Annotated in this window: 18 protein-coding genes and 1 tRNA gene; 4 read left to right on the top strand and 15 right to left on the bottom strand. The window is 64.1% G+C overall.

What is annotated here, in order from left to right; genetic code table 11:
- A partial coding sequence (locus Mterra_RS09890) for a cation:proton antiporter family protein (protein ID WP_119315056.1) occupies window positions 1-1,399 on the top strand: 1,399 nt, incomplete at its 5' end.
- Between the two features lie 181 nt (window positions 1,400-1,580).
- Here Mterra_RS09890 and Mterra_RS09885 read toward each other — a convergent pair.
- The 14 genes from Mterra_RS09885 to Mterra_RS09820 form a co-directional block, all read right to left on the bottom strand.
- Entirely contained in the window at window positions 1,581-2,753 is a 1,173-nt protein-coding gene (locus Mterra_RS09885) for an LCP family protein (RefSeq protein ID WP_245971589.1), read from the bottom strand.
- An 81-nt stretch (window positions 2,754-2,834) separates the two neighbouring features.
- Window positions 2,835-3,371, bottom strand: a complete 537-nt coding sequence (gene yqeK / locus Mterra_RS09880) for a bis(5'-nucleosyl)-tetraphosphatase (symmetrical) YqeK (RefSeq protein WP_176582522.1) — start codon at window positions 3,369-3,371, stop codon at window positions 2,835-2,837.
- A 4-nt stretch (window positions 3,372-3,375) separates the two neighbouring features.
- Window positions 3,376-3,951 carry a nicotinate-nucleotide adenylyltransferase gene (gene nadD / locus Mterra_RS09875; RefSeq protein WP_119315051.1) on the bottom strand — a complete coding sequence of 192 codons (576 nt, stop codon included), beginning with the start codon at window positions 3,949-3,951 and terminating at the stop codon, window positions 3,376-3,378.
- A gap of 156 nt (window positions 3,952-4,107) precedes the next feature.
- Window positions 4,108-5,196, bottom strand: coding sequence for an Obg family GTPase CgtA (gene cgtA, locus Mterra_RS09870; RefSeq protein WP_119315050.1), 1,089 nt, complete (start codon window positions 5,194-5,196; stop codon window positions 4,108-4,110).
- Window positions 5,197-5,266: 70 nt separating this feature from the next.
- A complete protein-coding gene (gene rpmA, locus Mterra_RS09865) occupies window positions 5,267-5,545 on the bottom strand; it encodes a 50S ribosomal protein L27 (RefSeq protein ID WP_027894001.1) in 279 nt (92 codons plus the stop codon).
- A gap of 81 nt (window positions 5,546-5,626) precedes the next feature.
- Window positions 5,627-5,932, bottom strand: a complete 306-nt coding sequence (gene rplU / locus Mterra_RS09860; RefSeq protein ID WP_027894002.1) for a 50S ribosomal protein L21 — start codon at window positions 5,930-5,932, stop codon at window positions 5,627-5,629.
- Between the two features lie 373 nt (window positions 5,933-6,305).
- Window positions 6,306-6,381: transfer RNA gene (locus Mterra_RS09855), tRNA-Ala, on the bottom strand.
- 17 nt (window positions 6,382-6,398) lie between these two features.
- Window positions 6,399-6,983, bottom strand: a complete 585-nt coding sequence (locus Mterra_RS09850; RefSeq protein WP_119315049.1) for a Uma2 family endonuclease — start codon at window positions 6,981-6,983, stop codon at window positions 6,399-6,401.
- Between the two features lie 49 nt (window positions 6,984-7,032).
- Window positions 7,033-8,472: an undecaprenyl-phosphate galactose phosphotransferase WbaP gene (gene wbaP / locus Mterra_RS09845; protein ID WP_245971588.1), complete on the bottom strand. Its 1,440-nt coding sequence runs from the start codon at window positions 8,470-8,472 to the stop codon at window positions 7,033-7,035.
- Window positions 8,473-8,474: 2 nt separating this feature from the next.
- A complete protein-coding gene (locus Mterra_RS09840; protein WP_119315048.1) occupies window positions 8,475-9,608 on the bottom strand; it encodes a glycosyltransferase family 4 protein in 1,134 nt (377 codons plus the stop codon).
- A 9-nt stretch (window positions 9,609-9,617) separates the two neighbouring features.
- Complete coding sequence (locus Mterra_RS09835; protein ID WP_245971587.1) at window positions 9,618-10,364, bottom strand: glycosyltransferase; 747 nt, start codon at window positions 10,362-10,364, stop codon at window positions 9,618-9,620.
- A gap of 273 nt (window positions 10,365-10,637) precedes the next feature.
- Window positions 10,638-11,477 carry a glycosyltransferase family 2 protein gene (locus tag Mterra_RS09830; protein WP_119315046.1) on the bottom strand — a complete coding sequence of 280 codons (840 nt, stop codon included), beginning with the start codon at window positions 11,475-11,477 and terminating at the stop codon, window positions 10,638-10,640.
- Window positions 11,478-11,626: 149 nt separating this feature from the next.
- The gene (locus Mterra_RS23655) at window positions 11,627-12,298 is read right to left on the bottom strand and encodes a class I SAM-dependent methyltransferase (RefSeq protein ID WP_420836696.1); all 672 of its coding nucleotides are present in this window, start codon (window positions 12,296-12,298) and stop codon (window positions 11,627-11,629) included.
- A gap of 395 nt (window positions 12,299-12,693) precedes the next feature.
- Window positions 12,694-14,214: a flippase gene (locus Mterra_RS09820; RefSeq protein WP_119315044.1), complete on the bottom strand. Its 1,521-nt coding sequence runs from the start codon at window positions 14,212-14,214 to the stop codon at window positions 12,694-12,696.
- A 412-nt stretch (window positions 14,215-14,626) separates the two neighbouring features.
- On the opposite strand from Mterra_RS09820, the gene Mterra_RS09815 reads away from it, so the two are divergent.
- The 3 genes from Mterra_RS09815 (at window position 14,627) to Mterra_RS09805 (ending at window position 16,969) form a co-directional block, all read left to right on the top strand.
- Window positions 14,627-14,980 (top strand): prepilin-type N-terminal cleavage/methylation domain-containing protein, encoded by a 354-nt coding sequence (locus Mterra_RS09815; protein WP_119315043.1) that lies wholly within the window; start codon window positions 14,627-14,629, stop codon window positions 14,978-14,980.
- A gap of 64 nt (window positions 14,981-15,044) precedes the next feature.
- Window positions 15,045-15,413 (top strand): prepilin-type N-terminal cleavage/methylation domain-containing protein, encoded by a 369-nt coding sequence (locus tag Mterra_RS09810; protein ID WP_119315042.1) that lies wholly within the window; start codon window positions 15,045-15,047, stop codon window positions 15,411-15,413.
- Between the two features lie 428 nt (window positions 15,414-15,841).
- Entirely contained in the window at window positions 15,842-16,969 is a 1,128-nt protein-coding gene (locus Mterra_RS09805) for an O-antigen ligase family protein (RefSeq protein ID WP_245971586.1), read from the top strand.
- Here the strand turns inward: Mterra_RS09805 and Mterra_RS09800 are convergent.
- Window positions 16,955-17,872 (bottom strand): RluA family pseudouridine synthase, encoded by a 918-nt coding sequence (locus Mterra_RS09800; RefSeq protein ID WP_119315041.1) that lies wholly within the window; start codon window positions 17,870-17,872, stop codon window positions 16,955-16,957. The genes Mterra_RS09805 and Mterra_RS09800 overlap by 15 nt on opposite strands.
- Window positions 17,873-17,994: the final 122 nt, after the last annotated feature.

Here is a 17,994-nt window from a genome sequence, read left to right as displayed (position 1 = left end):
GTTCAGCGTGGGGCTCAAGCTGCGTCTGGCGAGCCTGTTCCGGCCCGAGGTGCTGGGGGTGGGGAGCCTGCACCTGCTGCTGGCGGGGGGCCTGACCACGCTGCTGCTGTGGCCCTGGCTGGGCAGCGCGGCCTGGTACGTGGGGCTGGGGCTGGGCTTCTCGAGCACGGTGCTGGCGATCAAGCTCCTGGAGGAAAAGCGCGAGCTATCTACCTACCACGGGCGGGTGGTGGTGGGCATCCTGGTCCTGCAGGACCTGGTGGCCGTGGCCCTGCTGGCCGCGGCGGGGGTCAAGACCCCCACCCCCTGGGCCCTGCTGCTGCTGGCCCTGCCGCTGCTGCGCCCGCTGGCGATGCGGGTGCTCGAGAGGAGCGGCCACGACGAGCTGCTGCTGCTGTTCGGGGTAGGGCTGGCCCTGGGCGGGGGGAGCCTGGCGGAGGCGGTGGGCCTGTCGGGCGAGCTGGGGGCGCTGCTGCTGGGTGCGCTCCTGGCCGGCCACGCCCAGACCACCGAGCTCTCGCGCACCTTGTGGGGCTTGAAGGAGGCTTTCCTGGTGGCTTTCTTCCTCGAGATCGGCCTGGGCGGCTTCCCTCCCCTCGAGCTGCTGGGCGTGGGCCTGCTGATCCTGCTCTCGCTGCCGCTGCAACTGGCGATCTTCTTCGCGCTGTTCGTGTTGTTCGGCCTGCGTGCGCGCACGGCGTTCGTCTCCTCGGTGGCGCTGGGCACCTTCAGCGAGTTCACCCTCATCACCTCGAGCGCCGCCGTGCGCAGCGGCGTGCTCGAGGAGTCCTGGGGCACGCTGCTGGCCTTAGTGGTGGCGGCCTCGCTGGTGCTGGTGGCCCCCCTCAACCGGCGGGTGCACCGGCTGTACCAGCGCCTGGAGCCCTACCTCCTGCGCTTCGAGCGCTCGGGCTACCACCCCGACCGCGAGCCCACCCGTCTGGGGCAGGCCCGCTGGCTGGTGGTGGGCATGGGCCGCACGGGCGGGGCGGCCTACAAGCTGCTCGAGCGCGAGGGCGAGCGCGTCGTGGGCCTCGACGCCGACCCCGCCAAGCTCGAGGCCCACCGCGCCAAAGGCCGCCGCGTGCTCTACGGCGACGCCGAGGACCCCGAGCTGTGGGAGCGCCTGGAACTCTCCGGGATCAAGGGCGTGCTGCTGACCATGCCCGACCTCGAGGCCAAGCTCCGCGCCGTCGAGGGCCTGCGCCGCCGCGGCTTCCCCGGCCTCATCGCCGTCACCAGCTACCACCGCGAGGAAGACCCCATCTTCGAACGCGCCGGGGTGAGCTTCATCTTTCACCCCTTCGCCGAAGCAGGCGAACGCCTCGCCGAACGCGCGCTCGAGCTGCGCGAGGTCGGGGAGCTCGTCAAGCATCCCGCCTCGAACGTGGAGGGGTGAGGCCGGGGTGGGGGAGCCGCCAGCGGTCACCCCCCCGCCGTCAACCCGTGGCCCGTCGAGGGCCGAGGCATTTTGCGTACGGCGTACGACGTAGGACGCAGGACACACGTTTTGCGTTTTGCGTCTTGCGTCTTGCGTACGGCGTACGACGTAAGACGTACGACCCACACCCGGCGCCGGACTACCGGCCCTCGACCACCGCCCGCAACCCCGGCCCGGCGTCCGGCAGCACGATCAGCGCGTCGTAGCCGGGGGGGTCCACGGTGTAGCGCGTGAACAGCGGCAGGTGCAGCAGCTCGGCGTAGTAGCGGGCCACCTCGACGGAGGTGCCGGTGCGGATGTAGACGCCGGGGCCCAGGCCGGAGGTGTTCTCGACCACCTCGGGCAGGGGGAGGCCCAGGCGGCGGAAGCCCTCGAGCGGGTCGGCGGTTGGGGACTGGGTGTTCTCCACGCGCTCGCCGGCGGCCGGCCGTAGCACCGCCACCTTGCCCTCGGGCGCGATGCCGGTGAGGAGGTTGAGGTCGAGGGAGAAGAACTCGCTGAGGAAGCGGTTGCGCTCTTCCTCGTCGTAGCGCAGGAAGACGCCGTCCTCGTAGGTGGGCAGCGTGGCCGAGCGCAGCGAGACCCCGCGCAGGTAGGGCAGCCAGGCCAACGCGTCCTGCACGCTGAGGTCGGTCTCGAGCTTTCCCCAGAGCTGATTAGCCAGCCCCGGCAGGCGGCTCCAGTACTTGGGCTGCTTGATCTTCTCGGCCACCTGGCTCAGCAGGTCCTTGATGCGGTCGAGGCGGCTGTAGTCGCTGCCGTAGCCGTGGCGGAAGCGCATGTACTTCACCGCGTCGGCCCCGTCGAAGTGGTTGGGCCCGGCGGGGAAGTCGATGAACAGCCCGGCGGCGCGGTCGGTGTACTGCATGGGCTCGGGCAGCACCACGTCCACCCCGTCCACCGCGTCAACGAGCACCTTGACGACGTCGATGGTCAGGATCACGTAATGGTCAACCGGCAGCCCGAGCGCGTCCTCGACGGCGTCCACCAGGCCCTGGGCCTTGCCGCGGGCGTAGGCGCCGTTGATCTTGCCGCCGGTGAGGGGGGTGTAGAGGTCGCGCGGGAGCGCCACCAGGCTCACCTCACTGCCCCGCGCCGTGGCGTAGAAGATGGTGTCGGTGCGGTCGCCTGGCCCGCAAGGCGTGTGGTAGCCGCAGTACTGGATGTCGCGGGCGGCGATCACCAGGCTCATCTCGGGCTGGTCGCCCACCCGAAAACCGCCGCCCCCGCCGCCGTGGCGCAGGTCGCCGGGCTCGGGGGCGAAATGGATGGCCGCCGCCAGGCCGAAGAAGGCCAGGCTGAGAAGGATCAAGGATGCTCGAGGTCGGCGCATGAACGAACCCTGACAAAGATACCCGATCGGCGAGGGCCGCCGCGGGCCGACAGCCTGAAGCTACGGGCTGGAGCTTAGACCCGGCTGAGCCACCAGCTCGCGGTAGGCCTCGAGGGTGCGCGGGTGGATGGGCACGCCCTTGTGCTGGAGGTACTCGACCTTGCTCTTCACGGCTTTTCGGTAGGCCTCGAGCAGTTGCCCCCCTAGGGCCATCTCGCGGATGTCCTCGTTGACGCCCCGCCCCGGCTCCGACACGTCGGCGATGTAGACCGCCATGCCGATGCCCTGGCCGGGGTGCACCCCGTAGACGTGGCCCTCGATGGCCTCGAGCACCCCCTCGTCCTCGACGCCCCACGACTCGGCCAGCCGCCGCCCGGCCCGCCCGTGCAGGGCCTTGGGGTGCTTGCACTCCACCTCGTGCTGCGGGGGGGCCAGCTCGGCCAGGCGCTCGGGGCTGAACTCACGCGCGGCGTCGTGCAGGATGCCGGCGAGGTAGGCCCGCTCGGGCTCGAGGCCGTTGGCCTCGGCGATGCGGGCCGCCAGCTCCGCCACGCGCAGGATGTGGGCGAAGCGCTCGGGGCTGACCAGGCCCTGCACCCGCTCAGTCCACTCGGTAAAAGCCGTGTTTGCCAAGGAAAACCTCCACCTCCAAAGGCAGCAAGTAGCGCACCGAGCGGCCCTCGCGCAGCCGTCGGCGGATCTCGCTGCTGGAAACGTCGTAGCCGGGAATCTCCAGCAGGCGGGTGCGCCCCTGGAAGAAGGGATGGATCTGGGGCGTGTGGCCCGGGCGGGTCACCGCCACCAGGTGGGCGAGGTCGTCGAGGCGCTCGGCCTGGTGCCAGGAGTCGGCGTCGTTGTAGGCGTCGGCGCCGGTGATGAAGAAGAGCTCGGCGGCGGGGTGGCGGCGGCGGGCCTCGGCGAGGGTGTCCACGGTGTAGCTGGGGCCCGGGCGGTCGAGCTCGAGGCGGCTGGCCTCGAAGCGCGGGTCCTGCGCCGTCGCCAGCACCACCATCTCGTGGCGGGCCTCGGCCGGGGCCACCGGCGTCTTGTGGGGCGGGCGGGCCGCCGTGACGAACAGCACCCGCTCGAGCCCCAGCGCCGACGCGGCCTCCGAAGCCGCCAGGAGGTGCCCCAGGTGGATGGGGTCGAAGCTGCCGCCGAAGATGCCGATGCGCATAAGACCGATGCCGAACGCCGAACGCTAAACGCCGAACGCCCAAAGACCGCCGGTGGCCCGCGGCTGATCGCCTGCGAGGGAGAGCCTCCGGCCGCGGGCCACGGGCCACGGGCCACTAGCTATATGCAATGCGCCATGTGCCATACGCTTCGCGGTTCACACCTCCGGGATGTACTCGAATTCCACCCCGGCGAGCCGCACTGTGTCGCCCGCACGGACACCGCGGGCCTCGAGCGCCGATTCTACACGATAGCGTTTGAACAAGTCCTGGAGGTAGCCCGCCATCTCGCTCACCTCGCCCTTCATGCGCGCGAGCTGGCGCTCGAGCTGCGGCGCGCTGACCTCGAAGACCCCCTCCTCGACCTCCTCGACCCGGATGCGGTTATCGGCCGGGGGGCGCGGCTGGGGCGTCTCCAGGGCCGGCTTGGGCGCGGCCTGCACCAGCGCGAAGAGGGTGGCGACGAGGTGCTCGAGGTTCTCCCCGCTCAGCGCCGAGATGCCCAGCACGGGCAGGCCAAAGGCGGCGAGTTCGCCCTCGAGCCTCGAGGCCTCCTCAGGCGAGAGCAGGTCGATCTTGTTGAGCGCGACCAGCGAGGGGCGCTTGAGCAGCTCGGGGTCGTAGGCCCGCAGCTCGGCCTGCAGCGTGCGCAGGGTCTCCACGGGCTGGTCGCTGCCGTCGAGCACGTACAGCAGCACCCGCGTGCGCCCGATGTGGCGCAGGAAGTCGAGCCCCAGGCCCTTGCCCTGGCTCGCCCCCTCGATGATGCCAGGGATGTCGGCCATGGTGATGCGCTCGCCCTCGCCGCGCTCGATCACGCCCAGGTTGGGGGCCAGCGTGGTGAAGGGGTAGGCCGCCACCTTGGGGGAGGCGGCGGTGAGGTCGTCGAGCAGGCTGCTCTTGCCGGCGTTGGGGTAGCCCACCAGGCCCAGGTCGGCCAGCAGCTCGCCGGTCTGTGCGTCGAAGACCCGCGTCCCCCGGGGCACCTCCACCACCAGGTCGCGGCCGCTGCGCCCGTCCATGCCCTTGCCCAGCCCGTGCTCGCCGTCTTCGGCGCGGTAGACGCGCTTGGAGAGGGTCGACAGCGAGTCCACCTGGCCCAGCGCCCGCAGGATGACCGAGCCGCCGTCGCCGCCGTCGCCGCCGTCGGGCCCGCCCTTGGCGATGTACTTCTCCCGCCAGAAGCTGATGGCCCCGTCGCCGCCGCGCCCGGCGCTCACCGTGATCTCGAGCGTATCCCTGAACATGGTCCCAGACTAAAAGCTCGAGGCCGAAGGCTAAAGGCTCGTGGCCTTCAGCTTTCGGCCCTCACTGAGCTTACGCTTGGCTGACTTCCCCGGCCGCGGCGGGCTTCACGGAAATGAAGCGCCCCTTGCGGCCCTTGTCGGCGAACTCCACCACCCCGTCCACGAGGGCGAAGAGGGTGTAGTCACGGCCCATGCCCACGCCGGCGCCGGGCTGGAACTTGGTGCCGCGCTGGCGCACCAGGATGTTGCCAGCCCGCACCACCTCGCCGCCGAATTTCTTCACGCCCAGGCGCTTCGCTTGGGAGTCGCGCCCGTTCTTCGTCGAACCCAGACCCTTCTTATGTGCCATAACAAGCTCCTTCGGAGTGCCTACAGCGGATAGCCGATAGCGGACAGCGGTTCCGGGCTACGGGCTACCGGCTACGGGCACTTAAGCGCGGATCTCCTTGACCACGATCTCGGTGTACTGCTGGCGGTGGCCCCGCTTGCGGCGGTACTGCACCTTGGCCTTGAACTTCATCACCAGCACCTTGCGGCCCTTGCCGTGACCCACCACCTCGGCCACCACCTTGGCGCCGGGCACGGTAGGGCTGCCCACCACCAGGTTGTCCCCGCCCAGCATCAGGGCGTCGAACTCGACGGTCTGACCCGCTTCGGCCTCGAGCTTCTCCACGCGCAGTTTCGCGCCGGGTTCGGCCCGGTATTGTTTTCCTCCGGTCTCGATGATTGCGAACATTTAGGGTTCCTCCGCGCAGGCTTGACAATGGCAAGCCTTGGGCTCTCGGCCCAGCCAACGATCAACTATAGCGGCTGGCGCTGGATATATCAAGCCCAAAAGAAAAACCCCGCCCCGCACCGCCGGACAGTGCCCTCATTCTGTTTATGGCGTACAAAGCGCAGTTTGAGCCGTTCTAACGTTTCGCCCATGCCGTCCTTCCCGATCACCAGAAAAGCCGGGGTTTTTCCCGCCGGGCTGTGGCCCCGAAGGTCTGTTAAGACCGAGGGCGAAGCGCGCAGGCGCGAGGCGGCTGGGAGCTAACAAGACATGGTAAAAAAGAATCCCCTCCTTGAACTGAGTCAAAGAGGGAATTCCCTGTCCTGCACGGTCTTGGTGGAGCTGAGGGGATTCGAACCCCTGACCTTCTGAATGCCATTCAGACGCGCTCCCAGCTGCGCCACAGCCCCGAACAGCAACCGCTATGTTAGCGGGGTGCCTCGAGGTTGTCAATACTAGGCACGTTAGTCCCTTCGTACACCGCCTCCAGGGTGAGGGAGAGCCCCAGGCAGGGCACTTCGAACTCGCCCTCCCCCTGAATGTCCTGGTAAAGCCACTGCTCGCCCTTGCGGTAATATCCTTCCACTCGCTTTGCGAGGCTATCCACCAGGAGATAAGCCTGTAAAGAGGGGAGCTTGAGATACTTTTGCAGCTTCTCGCGCCGGTCGGTGCCCTGAGTGCTTTCCGAGAGCACCTCCACGACCACGCAGGGCTTCTCCTTGTAATACTCGTGCGGGTCTTCCTGGCACACCACCATCAGGTCGGGGTAATAGCTCGTGCGGTCATCCACCTTGAGCTTCATGTCGCTGGCATATACCCGGCAACCCTTGCCCCTGGCCGCTTGCCAGAACCACCCGCTCACGTTTGTGCAGACCAGGTTATGCCGCTCGCTGGCCCCGGCCATGGCGTACAGGATGCCGTCCACAAGCTCGTGCTTGCGCTGGGCCTTCTCCTCCAGGGCCAGGTATTCGTTGAAGGCAACCGGCTGCAAGGTCCGCGCGATTCCCGCCATGCACCCAGTCTAAGGCCCCTGCACTCTGGCGTGTGGAGGGCTACGGCCATCAGTAGGCCCCGTTTTTGCTCAGCACGGCCAGCGTGGTCCGGGCCAGGATGTACAGGTCGAGCCACACCGACCAGTTGCGCACGTAGTAGGCGTCCAGCGCCACCCGCTGGGCGTAGGAGGTGTCGTTGCGCCCGGAAACCTGCCACATGCCCGACAGCCCGGGCCGTACCTTCAGGTACAGGCTCAGCTCCTGGCTGTAGCGCCCGACCTCCTCCTGCACGATGGGGCGGGGCCCCACGAGGCTCATCTCGCCCTTGAGCACGTTCCAAAGCTGGGGCAACTCGTCGAGGCTGGTGCGCCGCAGGAAGCGGCCCACTCGAGTGACCCGGGGGTCGTTCCTGAGCTTGTGGTTCTGCTCCCATTCCTCCCGCAACTCCGGGTGCTGCGCCAGGTGCTGCGCGAGCACCCGGTCGGCGTCGGGGACCATCGAGCGGAATTTCCAGGCCCTGAACACCCGGCCGCCCTGGCCGATGCGGGGGTGTCCGTAGAAGACGGGCCCTTTCGTCTCGAGGCGGATCAGCAGCGCGATCACCGCGGTGAGCAAGGCCAGCGGCAGGGCCGCCAGCGCGACCAGGCCGAGGTCCATCAGCCGCTTGAGGAGGCGGGGCCCGGGCAGCAGGAGCTGTTGGCGCAGCTCGAGGGCGAGCATCCCGCCGAGGTCGCGGGGGGAGATCCACAGGCTGCTGAACCCCAGCAGGTCGGGGATGAGCAGGAGGTGCGGGAAGACCCGCTCCTGCTGCTCCAGAAGCTTCAGCAACTCCCCTCGAGGCACCCCGGGCATGGCGACCACCGCGTAGCGCACCCCCAACTGCCGGGCGACCGCGGGGGCCAGGTCCATACCCCCCGCGACCGGCACCCCCGCGCAGGCCGTGCCGTGGCGGCTGGGGTCGTCGTCGAGCATGGCGATGGGCTTGAAGCCCAGCCCCGGCTGGGACTGGAGCGTACGGACCACCTGGCACTGCGTGGCTCCGGCCCCGAAGATCACCACCGCTTCGCCCCACCAGGGTTTGGCGGCGAACAACTGCCGTACCAGTGCCCGCCCCAGCGGCACCAGCAGCAGGCTCAACAGCCAGACCACCAGGAACACCGAGCGCGAGTAGAGCTCGCCGCCCTTGAACAAGAAGGTGGTGGCGCCGAACACCAGGAAGAGGGCGCTCGAGGTGTACGACAGCAGCCGCAATTCCTCGACCGGGGTGAGCCCGACCCGGTAAAGCCCCACCAGGCCATAGATCGCCGCGAACACCACCAAGCCCGGCCACAGCGCCGCGTAGAGCTCTAGGGGTAGGCTGCCGGGCAGGAGCCAGCGCACCCAGATGGTCGCGGCCGAGGCCAGCCCCAGCATCAGGACGTCGGAAAAGAGCAGCGTCGCCGAGGTGAGCCAGGGCAAGCAGGGGTTGTGCAGCAGGCGCACCGAGGTGCTCACTGGGCGGCGTAGCATCGTTACTCAGGGTAACGGCCGCCGGCTTTGGAGGCTACGAATTTTGACCATTCCCTCTCCACCAAAGCCTTAAACTGCTGCCGGAACCGCCCCGCCCCAAACCCTTCGACCGTCTGGCGCACGGCACTGGGGGTCCAGGTCTGCTGCTCGAAGCGCTCGACGGCCTCGATGATCGCTCGAGGCGTCTGTTCGGGGAAGAAAACGCCGCTAACCCCCTCCTGTACCGTCTCGAGTGCCCCCCCTTTGCCGTAGGCGATCACGGGCGTTCCGCAGGCCTGGGCCTCCACCGGGATGATCCCGAAGTCCTCCTCCGCCGCGAACACGAAGGCTTTAGCCCGCTGCATGTGCTCCTTGAGAGAGGCGAAGGGCTGGTAGCCCATCATCCGGACGTTGGGGGCCGCCTTCGCCCTGACCTTCTCGAAGTCGGGGCCATCCCCGATCACCACCAGCTCGCGCCCGGGCATCTGGCTGAAGGCCTCGACGATGAGGTCCATCCGCTTGTAAGGCACCATCCTCGAGGCCGCCAGGTAGAAGTCCTCCTTCTGCTCGTGCAGCGTGAAAGATTCCACGTCCACAGGAGGGTAGATCACTTCGGCCTCGCGGCGGTACGCCTTGCGGATGCGCCGGGCGATGTAGCGGGAATTGGCGACGAACACGTCCACCCCAGCCGCCGTGCGCTGATCCCATAGCCGCATGTAGTGCAGGAGCGCGCGGGCCAGTGCGCCTTTTACCCCCCGCTCCAACCCGGCCTCGCGCAGGTACTGCGGCTGCAGGTCCCAGGCGTAGCGGATGGGGGTGTGAACGTAGCTCAGGTGCAACTGGTCCGGCCCGGTGAGCACCCCCTTGGCCACGGCGTGGGAGCTCGAGATCACCACGTCGTACCCCCGCAGGTCGAACTGCTCGACGGCGAGAGGCATCAGCGGTAGGTACGCCCGGTATTTGCGGGTAGCCCAAGGTAGACGCTGGAGAAAAGACGTGTGAACGGGATGTTTTGCCACTTCCCTAGCAAGAAAAGGCTCAGGGTCATGCACAAGCGTGTAGACGGGGGCCTCGGGATAGAGCTCCAGGATGGCCTCGAGGACTTTCTCGGACCCGCCTGGGGTCACGAGCCAATCATGCACGAGTGCTAGACGCATAGCGGCATACTAGTGGTGCAACAACGCCTCGTACAAGCTAAGGTGAGCCTCAGCGATCGCATCCCAGGAGTAAATCTGAGCCCAAGCCCTTCCCCTGGCGCGGAGTTGCTCCATACGGTCGGGCGTAATGAGCAGCTCCTCTAGGTGCTTCAAGGCCTTGGCCGGATTATCTGCGTACACCACCGCCTCGCCGAGTGAAGCGGGAGTTTGCGGGCCACGGGTAGTTACCACCACGGCGCCATTCCCGAGTGCGGCCAACAGTGAGCCACGCCGCTCAGAGGCCCCGTCCGGAAAGGGGAGATAAGCAAACCCGCAACGGGCGAGCCGGGCAGCAACTTGATCCGAAGTCAAACTCGATTCCCAGGTTAGATTGTCGAGTCCCTGAGTTTTTTCTTTTAGCGACTGAAGATAAGCGTGGCGGTCGGCCTGGAGTGCACCAATGATGACAAATCGGAAGGGGTGTCGGTTGGAGGCAGCTATTCGAGCCAGGTCGAGAAAAGCCTCGAGGCCCTTGTTTGGGCGAATAAGGCCGAAGTAAGCGACTTCAAACACGTTGCGGCCGGGCGTTGGCTCAGTAAATGGAATGTTGCTGCCTATGGGGACGATGCTGGATCGTGACCACACCTGCGGGAGCCACTTGGTCAGCGCGCTTCGTTCAAAGGGATTTGTGAACACTACGTGGTGAGCGCCACTTGCCAGTCCCATCACCGCAATTCGCCGCAGCGGGTGAGCCTGGCTGAATTCGTGCACGGTCACGGCAACCGGGATAGTCCTCGCAGCTCTCCAGGCCAAGGCAAGAGGGCCAAGGCCGCTCCCGTATACCACGGTCGGGTACTGGATGTGTAGGATATCTGGCCGAACATTGTTCACCCGACCCCAAAGCTCGCCCAAACTCCACAAGCCCCAATGCTCGCCCTGAATGAAAGAAGTCAGTATGCCCTTGCTCGCCAGTGCCTCTCCCAGGCGAGCGGTATAGTCGGCCACACCACAAGCAGCAGGTGGGACGGAACTAACGAAGGCTACGTGCATTTACCCCCTTGATAAGCCACCCTGCAGCGTAGCCAACGCTCGATCCCAATCCCCCTGCAGTACGCGCTTTATAAACCGTCCCCCTACCCCGAGAACAACCGGGAGGAGGGGCAAAGGTGCATGCCGTGTGAAGAAGCGTCGTGCCGACTTGTTAAAGTACCGGTCAAGCGTTGGGCTCTTTTTGCCCATGCTTGCGGATTCTTTGTGTAAAACCTTGGAGTTCGTTGCCACCGCTAATTTCCAACCCGCCTTACGCAAGCGGAAGCTGAAGTCAGTGTCCTCCCAATACATAAAATATCCATCGTCAAGAAGGCCTACCTTCTCGAATGCTATCCGGCGCACCAGTAGACTCGCGGCTACCAGGTAATCCATTCGTGATGACTCCATATTGGTGTAGTGGCGGGAATACCCTATCCACAAGGATACTTTCCCCCCACCGTATGCCTGTATCCGCTCTGGCTGGTCCAGGTAATACAGCACTGACCCCACCGCCCCAATCGCCCCGTCGCTCTCCGCCACCTCGACCAGCGCAGAGAGCGCCCCTTTATCCACCACTGTATCGTTATTGAGCAACCAGACGTACTCTGCCCCCTGCTCTACTGCAGAGCGAATCCCTACGTTGTTGCCACCGGCGAAACCCAAGTTTACGCCCGTTGACACAACAGTTACGTCCGGCGCGGCTGTACGTATCTCATGCACCGACCCGTCCATCGAGCCGTTGTCTACAACAAGAATGCGGTAGTTGGGGTAATCGATCGCTCGGAGAGAAGAAATGCAGGCCACGGTGTCCTGCCAGCCGTTCCAATTCAGGATGACGATGTGAACCGATGGGTTGAGCACTGACGTCACTATAAGCCCAGCAGCACTCGACCGTGGTTATGGTCCCATCTTCATACTCGAGTTGCCGAGTGCAGGCAAGCTTGTTCAGGTAGTGACTGCGAGTGCTCCTTCAAGATTGCACTCCCAAAAATAGGAGCTAACGGCGCCAGTCACCTTTGTTTGCCGGCGATCAACACCAATTCCTCGCCAAGATCGCCAGTTCGTAAAAGACTCTGCTCCAGCAACTGAAAGACCAGACCTTGCAGCCTGGAACCGGCGTTGGCTCCCTTCACTCGAAGTAATTCGCCTATCGGTAACCCGCCAGGAAGCGCGCTATTCTGGCGTATCAGCTTGCTGGTTACGAAACGCCACCACGCCGAATGGGCAACTGTGCGTACCTCGAGAGGGCACAGCCCACTCCTGTGAACACACTCCCCCAAACTGTATCGGGTGAAGAGGTAAAGATGCCGTGGCGGATCCCAGTCAAGCCAAGCCTGGCCGAAGTATCGACTTCCCAAGCTTCGGCTATTTGGCGTTGCAATAACTATCTTCCCCCCCTCGCGTAGGAGCCTGCGACAAGTCTGTAGAACACTGATTGGGTCAGGCAGATGCTCGATTACGTGGTTCAGGGTTACCACGTCGAAGCTCTCCTCCGCCAAGCCCGCCTCCTCCAAAGTTCCCTGATGTACTTCAAGGCCCCGTTGCTGAGCTAGTTGTGCTGCCGTAGGGTCGGGTTCAACTCCCGCTACTTGCCATCCCAGGTCGCGCATGCGTGCCATGAAATCTCCACTTCCGCATCCCACGTCGAGCAAGCGTCCCCCTTTTTGTAAAGGGAGCCACATGACAGAAGATCCGGCAAAATCGTATAAAAGCCGTACTCGTGAAAGGATACGGCCTAAAAGTGCGTCTTTGCTTTTTTCATCGATCAGGGAGCCATACCCAAAACTTGCCGCCAGGATACTGTTTCTAATTCGCTGGAGTAAAGATCGTTTGTTTGGGGTTCTCTCCGATTCTACGTGGGTATAGTAGTTTGTATAGAGTTTCCCGATATCTTCTGGTACGGGGTGAGGGTCGAGCCAGGCCAGTTGGCAATGGGAGCAGTAAGCGATATTCCAGAGCCCCGGAGCCGTGAATACCCGGTCACGTAAGCCTCGGTACAGGGAACTTCCCTGACGGCCACACTGATAACAGTTTGGAGCTTCTACAACACGTATGCCTTCGTTATCGTAAGGTTCCTTCACGGCGCCTCCCTTTTCAGCCAGCCCAAAATCTGCCTTCGCTCCTTCTGGGTCAGGAATCCCTTCCATACCATTCCTATCGCCATCAGAAGAAGAGTGAAAAGGAGGGCCAATTGTTCCCAGAGCATGCTTCCTCGAGTAACCATTACGGAGGCTATAGCGCTAAAAGCGAGCACTCCCCCAGCCACTTGAGGTACGTTCTCTCTCTGCATAGCTAGGGGCGAAATCAGGGATAACCGGTGAGCGAGTAGAAACAGTATCAGAGCGTCAACGGTTACCCGCAGGGTCCAAGCCAGGGCTGCCCCGGCTACTCCCCAAAGACGAACCAGTTCCCAAGCGAGCAGCAGGTAGGGCGGTAGCTCGAGCAAGTGAAGTTTGGCCGTCAGGTCAGGCCGACCATGAGCCTGAATCAGGGTGTAGGCAATCTGGGCCAGTGAATTGACCAGAACTCCTAGACACAGGATCTGCAGGACCAAGGTACTTTCCCTGGCAATGGACTCCCCAACCCAGAGATTCAGGATGTCCGAGGCATAAATGACGATGAACACCGTGATTATGCCTAGAGAAGCTAGGATATACCTGACCGAGCGGGCTGTGAGAGTTTCGAGAGCTGCCTTCCTTGCGGTTGTGGACAAGTAGCTAAAGGCTGGAAACAGTGTGGCGATGAAACTACCTGGAATAATCCACAAGCGGGTAACCATTTCATAGGGCATGGTGTAGTAAGCTACAGCACTTATAGGTAGCAGGGCGCCGATGATAAACCGGTCAAAATAGACCAGCACCGGCCCAACAATACCCGATACGCTAATCCACCCGCCGAAGCTGAGCAGTAAGCGCAGCTCTGCGCGGGACCATCGAGCAGGTGAGCGGATGAAAGGAAACAGCCTAACGCAAACTCTGTAAAAAATAATCAGCATTAACAGACGGGAAAGAAGCAGAAGGCCAGCGATGCCAGGAAGGCCGAGCCCAGCTAAGCCGCCAGCGAGCGGGATTAGGTAGTTGGCTGCTGTAAATGGGGCACGTACCGCGTTGAGTAAATCGAAGCGCTGGGAGGCCTCGAGAAGACCACTAAATGAACTACTCACCAGTACCAATGGGAGTACAGCGGCCAAAACATAAAAAGCCGTACGGACCTCATTCTGGGACTCCACGGGAATGTTGAGGGTATGGTCTACAAGGAACGGTACTAGACCCAGTAACGCTAAGCTGCCCAGTAAGCCGAGCAAGGTTTGGGCGAACACCGCATTCCAGAGGATCAGGGGAATGCGGTGCTGCTTTTGCCTACCCCAAGCTTCCGCCACGAACCGGGCAGTTGCCCGGCCGAGACCTAGGTCAAAGACACCAAAATAGCCCAGGATCACCCAGATCAGCCCGAGGACGCCAAAGCGATCAATCCCCAATACGTGTACGGTAGGCGGGATCGCGGCAAGCGCTACGACAAGAGGCAAACCTTGTCCCAGCAGGTTGATCAAGGTATTGCGCGCTAGGAGTCGCCCCTCAGGCCTGGGACTATTGGGCATCCGCTCCTTTATAGGCCATGCAACCCGCTAGCTCAAGCAGCTAAGCCTGGCTCGGCCCCTGCAGGGCCTAGCCGAAGCCTTCACACCTAAGCCGGTAGCCATACCCTAAAGGGCCTTTCGGCAAGCAAGCGTCCAAGCTCGAAGGCTTAATGATATTTGAGTAACGCCTAACTGTGTCTGTACCGTATTAAACGGGTTAAATGAGGACTGTGAGATGCCGTGTTAGCACGGCCGAATCTTATAACTTGTTCATTTGCCCTTGCTTGCCCCCACGCCCCTTGCTAGCATCACCCTTGGATTGGGCACAACCCAAGACCAGTCGGCAAATCGGCAATAGGCCCTCTAGCTGCACTACTGGAAGTCCCGCGCCAATACCCATACATCAGCTTGGCCGGGAGAAGGAAGGAAGAACATGCGCAACGCTAAAGGCTTCACTCTGATCGAGCTCCTGATCGTCATCGCGATCATCGCCATCCTGGCGGCCGTGCTCATCCCCAACGTGCTCAACGCCCGCAAGCGCGCCAACGACCAGGCCGCCGGCGCCTACGCCCGCCAGGTCGCTACCTGGCTCGCCGCGGCCGACACCGCCGGCACGGCGATCAGCGGCATCTCGAGCTGCACTGATGCAGCTCTGCAGAGCGAGGGTGCCCCGGCCGCCTTCCCCAAGGCCGTCAGCAACTGCACCATCAGCTACAGCGCGACCACTGGTCGGAGCACCGTCACGGTCACCTCGGTCAACAACGTTACCGTAACCGCGGTGTACTGAGGCACCCTTAAGCTGACGCAGGGCCGGGGTCATTCCCGGCCCTTGCTCCCAGAAGGGGACCTGGATGCACAAGGCAAGGGGTTTCACGCTCATCGAGCTCCTGATCGTCATCGCGATCATCGCCATCCTGGCCGCCGTGCTCACCCCAAGCGTGTTGACTGCCCGCAAGCGCGCACTAGACATGGCTAGCCAGATGTACCTGAAGCAAGTAGTGCAGTGGATTGCTTCAGCCGATACCTTAGGCGGCGATGTTAGTGCCCTAGACGGGGACAACTGCAAAAGCACTATCCTCCAAGATGAGGGGGCTCCGGCGGAATACCCCAGGGCTGTGAGAAGCTGTGTGATCACCCGTGACTCAGCAGATAATAAATACACCATCACGGTGAACTCACAGGCCAGCGGGGTGTTTAGTGCGGTTTACTGGCTGCGTTAAGGTGCCAAACCTTCTTGGGCGACTCCACCTAAAATGGGGTCGCCCAAGGTTTCTGGAGAGAGATGTTTAAACGAGACTACCAATTTCCCCAGGTATGGCTAGTTGTTGTCCTAGGACTTGTATGGGGTTTCCCATTCTTCGTCAACTATTTTGTTTCCAAACCCACGGTATCAACCCTCGAGGTTACGAGCGGGATAACCCAGTTCACTTATTCCGGCGTGGTAGCCAGCGAGCTGGTATGGCTTTTCCCGCGGGTGATGTTGCTGATGATGGTCGGGGTGTTGGGGATTCTGCAGGCTCGAGGCTTGCAATCCTACCGGAACCCCTTCAGCTACCTGCTGCTGTCTTATCTCTTGCTCGTGGGGATCGCTACCGTAAATGCTCGTGACGACGATCTATCCGCGATTCTCCTAGGGGCGGAGAGCCGGATGGACGGCCTTCTTTACCAGGTGGGCCTAGTTCTAACGTCTCTTCTCGTCTACCGGGTGTTGCGGGAAAACCGCCAAGCCTGGCCGCTGCTGCTGTCCGGGTTGGTGGTCGTGGGTGTCGTCGAAACGGCCGTGGTGGTGTTGCAGCGGCTAGCCCTGGACCCCGTCGGGCCGCTGACTCGAGGCTTCATGTACGAGGCTCCGGTGGGCACCATCGGCCACCCCGGGATGGTGGCGGGGTTCATGGTCGTCGTCCTGATCGGCGGAATGGGGCTGTTCCTACGGGCGAGCGGGACGGCTCAGAGGGTGCTCTTGGCGCTGGCGCTGCTAACGGTTGCTCTGGGGTTGGGCATTACCACCAACAAGGCCTCGGTCTATGCCCTGGTCGCTGTCTTGGTGCTGTGGAACCTGCTCCGGCGCGAGCGGTGGCTGTTAGGGCTTTCCGTGGCCCTGCTCGCCATGGTTCTCAGTGCACAGAGCCTCGTGCCCAACCGCCTCGACTTTAATCGTAGCCTCACCGACCCCGCGACCGGGAAAACCCGCCTGGTCATCTGGGAACTGGCGTTGAAGGCGGCGACCCGGTTGCCGCTGAGCCCCCTGGTCGGGAGCGGCCCGGACGGGTTCCGCCTGGCCTTGCTGCGCCACATCCCGCCGGAGGACCTCATGCGGGAGTACCGCCTCGAGTACGGCTGGCCCCCCGAGGCGACGATCCGGGAGATCCAGACCCTTTACCAGCCGGGCGACCCCATCCGCTCGAAGGCGTTCTTGGTCTTCCTTGACAACTACAAGAGCGACACGGGCAAGCAGGGCCTGATCTATAAGGTGTACCTCGACAAGGCCCACAACCTCCTGCTCGACCGGCTCATCTCCTACGGGCTCTTCGCCGTGCTGATCACGGTGGCGCTCTACCTGTGGCCGGTCTGGCGGCTGATCCGTGAGGCCGACGTGTTCGAGCAGTCCGTCCTCGTCGCGCTGCTGGCGGCGTTCTTGTACTACCTGTTCTGGTTCCCGGTGGTGCAGGTCGAGCCCATCCACATGGTCTTTGTCGCCATGGCCTGGGCCATGCTCGGCAAGCCGGCAACTTCAAAGCCCGCCGAAGAGGGCGAGGCCGAGCTAGCCCGCGCGTAGGGCGGCCTCGAGGTCGCCGCCCCCTAAAGCCTCCCAGGCCCGGGCCATGTCCTCGGGGATGGGGGCCCGGAACTCCAGCAGCTTCCCCGTCCTCGGATGGGGAAGCCGCAATTCGTAGGCGTGGAGGGCGTGGCGGGCGATGTGGGGGCTGGGCTTGCCGTAGACGTCGTCGCCCAGGATGGGGGCGTGGAGGTGCTTGAGGTGGACGCGGATCTGGTGGGTGCGGCCGGTGTGGGGGCGGGCGTCCACGAGGGCGAAGATCCCGGCGGTCTGCAGCACCGCGAAGTCGGTCTCGGCGTAGCGGGCGGCGACGCCGCCGACGCTCATGCGGGTGCGGTCTACGGGGTGGCGGCCGACGTCGGCGATGAGCACGCCCTCCCTGGGGACGCCCACGGTGATGGCGACGTAGCGCTTGAAGACGCTGCGGCCCCGGAAGGCCTCGGCGAGGCGGCGGTGGGCGGCCTCGTGGCGGGCGACCACGATGACGCCGCTGGTGTCCTTGTCGAGGCGGTGGACGATGCCGGGGCGCACGAGTTCGGGCTTCTCGCCCTCGGCGGCCCGCAGGCCGTAGCGGCCCAGGATGGCGTTGACCAGGGTGCCCGAGACCACGCCGGGGGCCGGGTGGGTGATCATCCCGGCGGGCTTGTTGACGACCACGAGGTCGGCGTCCTCGTAGAGCACCTCGAGCTCGACCTCCTCCGGCTCGACGGTGGCGGGCTCAGGGGGCGGGGGCTCGAGCTCGACGGTTTCGCCCTTGAGCTTGTAGCCCGCCTTGGTGATGGGCTTGCCGTTGACGAGCACCAGCCCCGCCGCGATCCACTCCTGGGCCTTGGCACGGCTGGTCTGGGCTTGCTGGGCTAGGGCCTGGTCGAGGCGCACTCCTTCGGCGCTGAAACGCAACACGGGGGTATTGTGGAACGCCGGAGGCCAAAGGTCAAACGCCAAACGCAAGACGCCAAACGCTAAACCCCCCTCCCTCCGGCCGGAGGGAGGGGGGTTTAGCGTTTGGCGTCTTGCGTTTGGCG

Origin of the sequence: Calidithermus terrae (assembly GCF_003574345.1) — a bacterium.
GTDB classification, from domain to species: Bacteria; Deinococcota; Deinococci; order Deinococcales; family Thermaceae; genus Calidithermus; species Calidithermus chliarophilus.
This window is presented reverse-complemented; position numbering and strand designations above follow the sequence as displayed.

Excerpts from the sequence above, each read along its gene's own strand:
- nadD (WP_119315051.1), bottom strand. The coding sequence starts at position 3,951 with ATGCGCATCGGCATCTTCGGCGGCAGCTTCGACCCCATCCACCTGGGG.
- cgtA (WP_119315050.1), bottom strand. The coding sequence starts at position 5,196 with ATGTTCAGGGATACGCTCGAGATCACGGTGAGCGCCGGGCGCGGCGGC.
- rpmA (WP_027894001.1), bottom strand. The coding sequence starts at position 5,545 with ATGGCACATAAGAAGGGTCTGGGTTCGACGAAGAACGGGCGCGACTCC.
- rplU (WP_027894002.1), bottom strand. The coding sequence starts at position 5,932 with ATGTTCGCAATCATCGAGACCGGAGGAAAACAATACCGGGCCGAACCC.
- Mterra_RS09850 (WP_119315049.1), bottom strand. The coding sequence starts at position 6,983 with ATGGCGGGAATCGCGCGGACCTTGCAGCCGGTTGCCTTCAACGAATAC.
- wbaP (WP_245971588.1), bottom strand. The coding sequence starts at position 8,472 with ATGCTACGCCGCCCAGTGAGCACCTCGGTGCGCCTGCTGCACAACCCC.
- Mterra_RS09840 (WP_119315048.1), bottom strand. The coding sequence starts at position 9,608 with ATGCGTCTAGCACTCGTGCATGATTGGCTCGTGACCCCAGGCGGGTCC.
- Mterra_RS23655 (WP_420836696.1), bottom strand. The coding sequence starts at position 12,298 with ATGTGGCTCCCTTTACAAAAAGGGGGACGCTTGCTCGACGTGGGATGC.
- Mterra_RS09820 (WP_119315044.1), bottom strand. The coding sequence starts at position 14,214 with ATGCCCAATAGTCCCAGGCCTGAGGGGCGACTCCTAGCGCGCAATACC.
- Mterra_RS09815 (WP_119315043.1), top strand. The coding sequence starts at position 14,627 with ATGCGCAACGCTAAAGGCTTCACTCTGATCGAGCTCCTGATCGTCATC.
- Mterra_RS09810 (WP_119315042.1), top strand. The coding sequence starts at position 15,045 with ATGCACAAGGCAAGGGGTTTCACGCTCATCGAGCTCCTGATCGTCATC.
- Mterra_RS09805 (WP_245971586.1), top strand. The coding sequence starts at position 15,842 with ATGGACGGCCTTCTTTACCAGGTGGGCCTAGTTCTAACGTCTCTTCTC.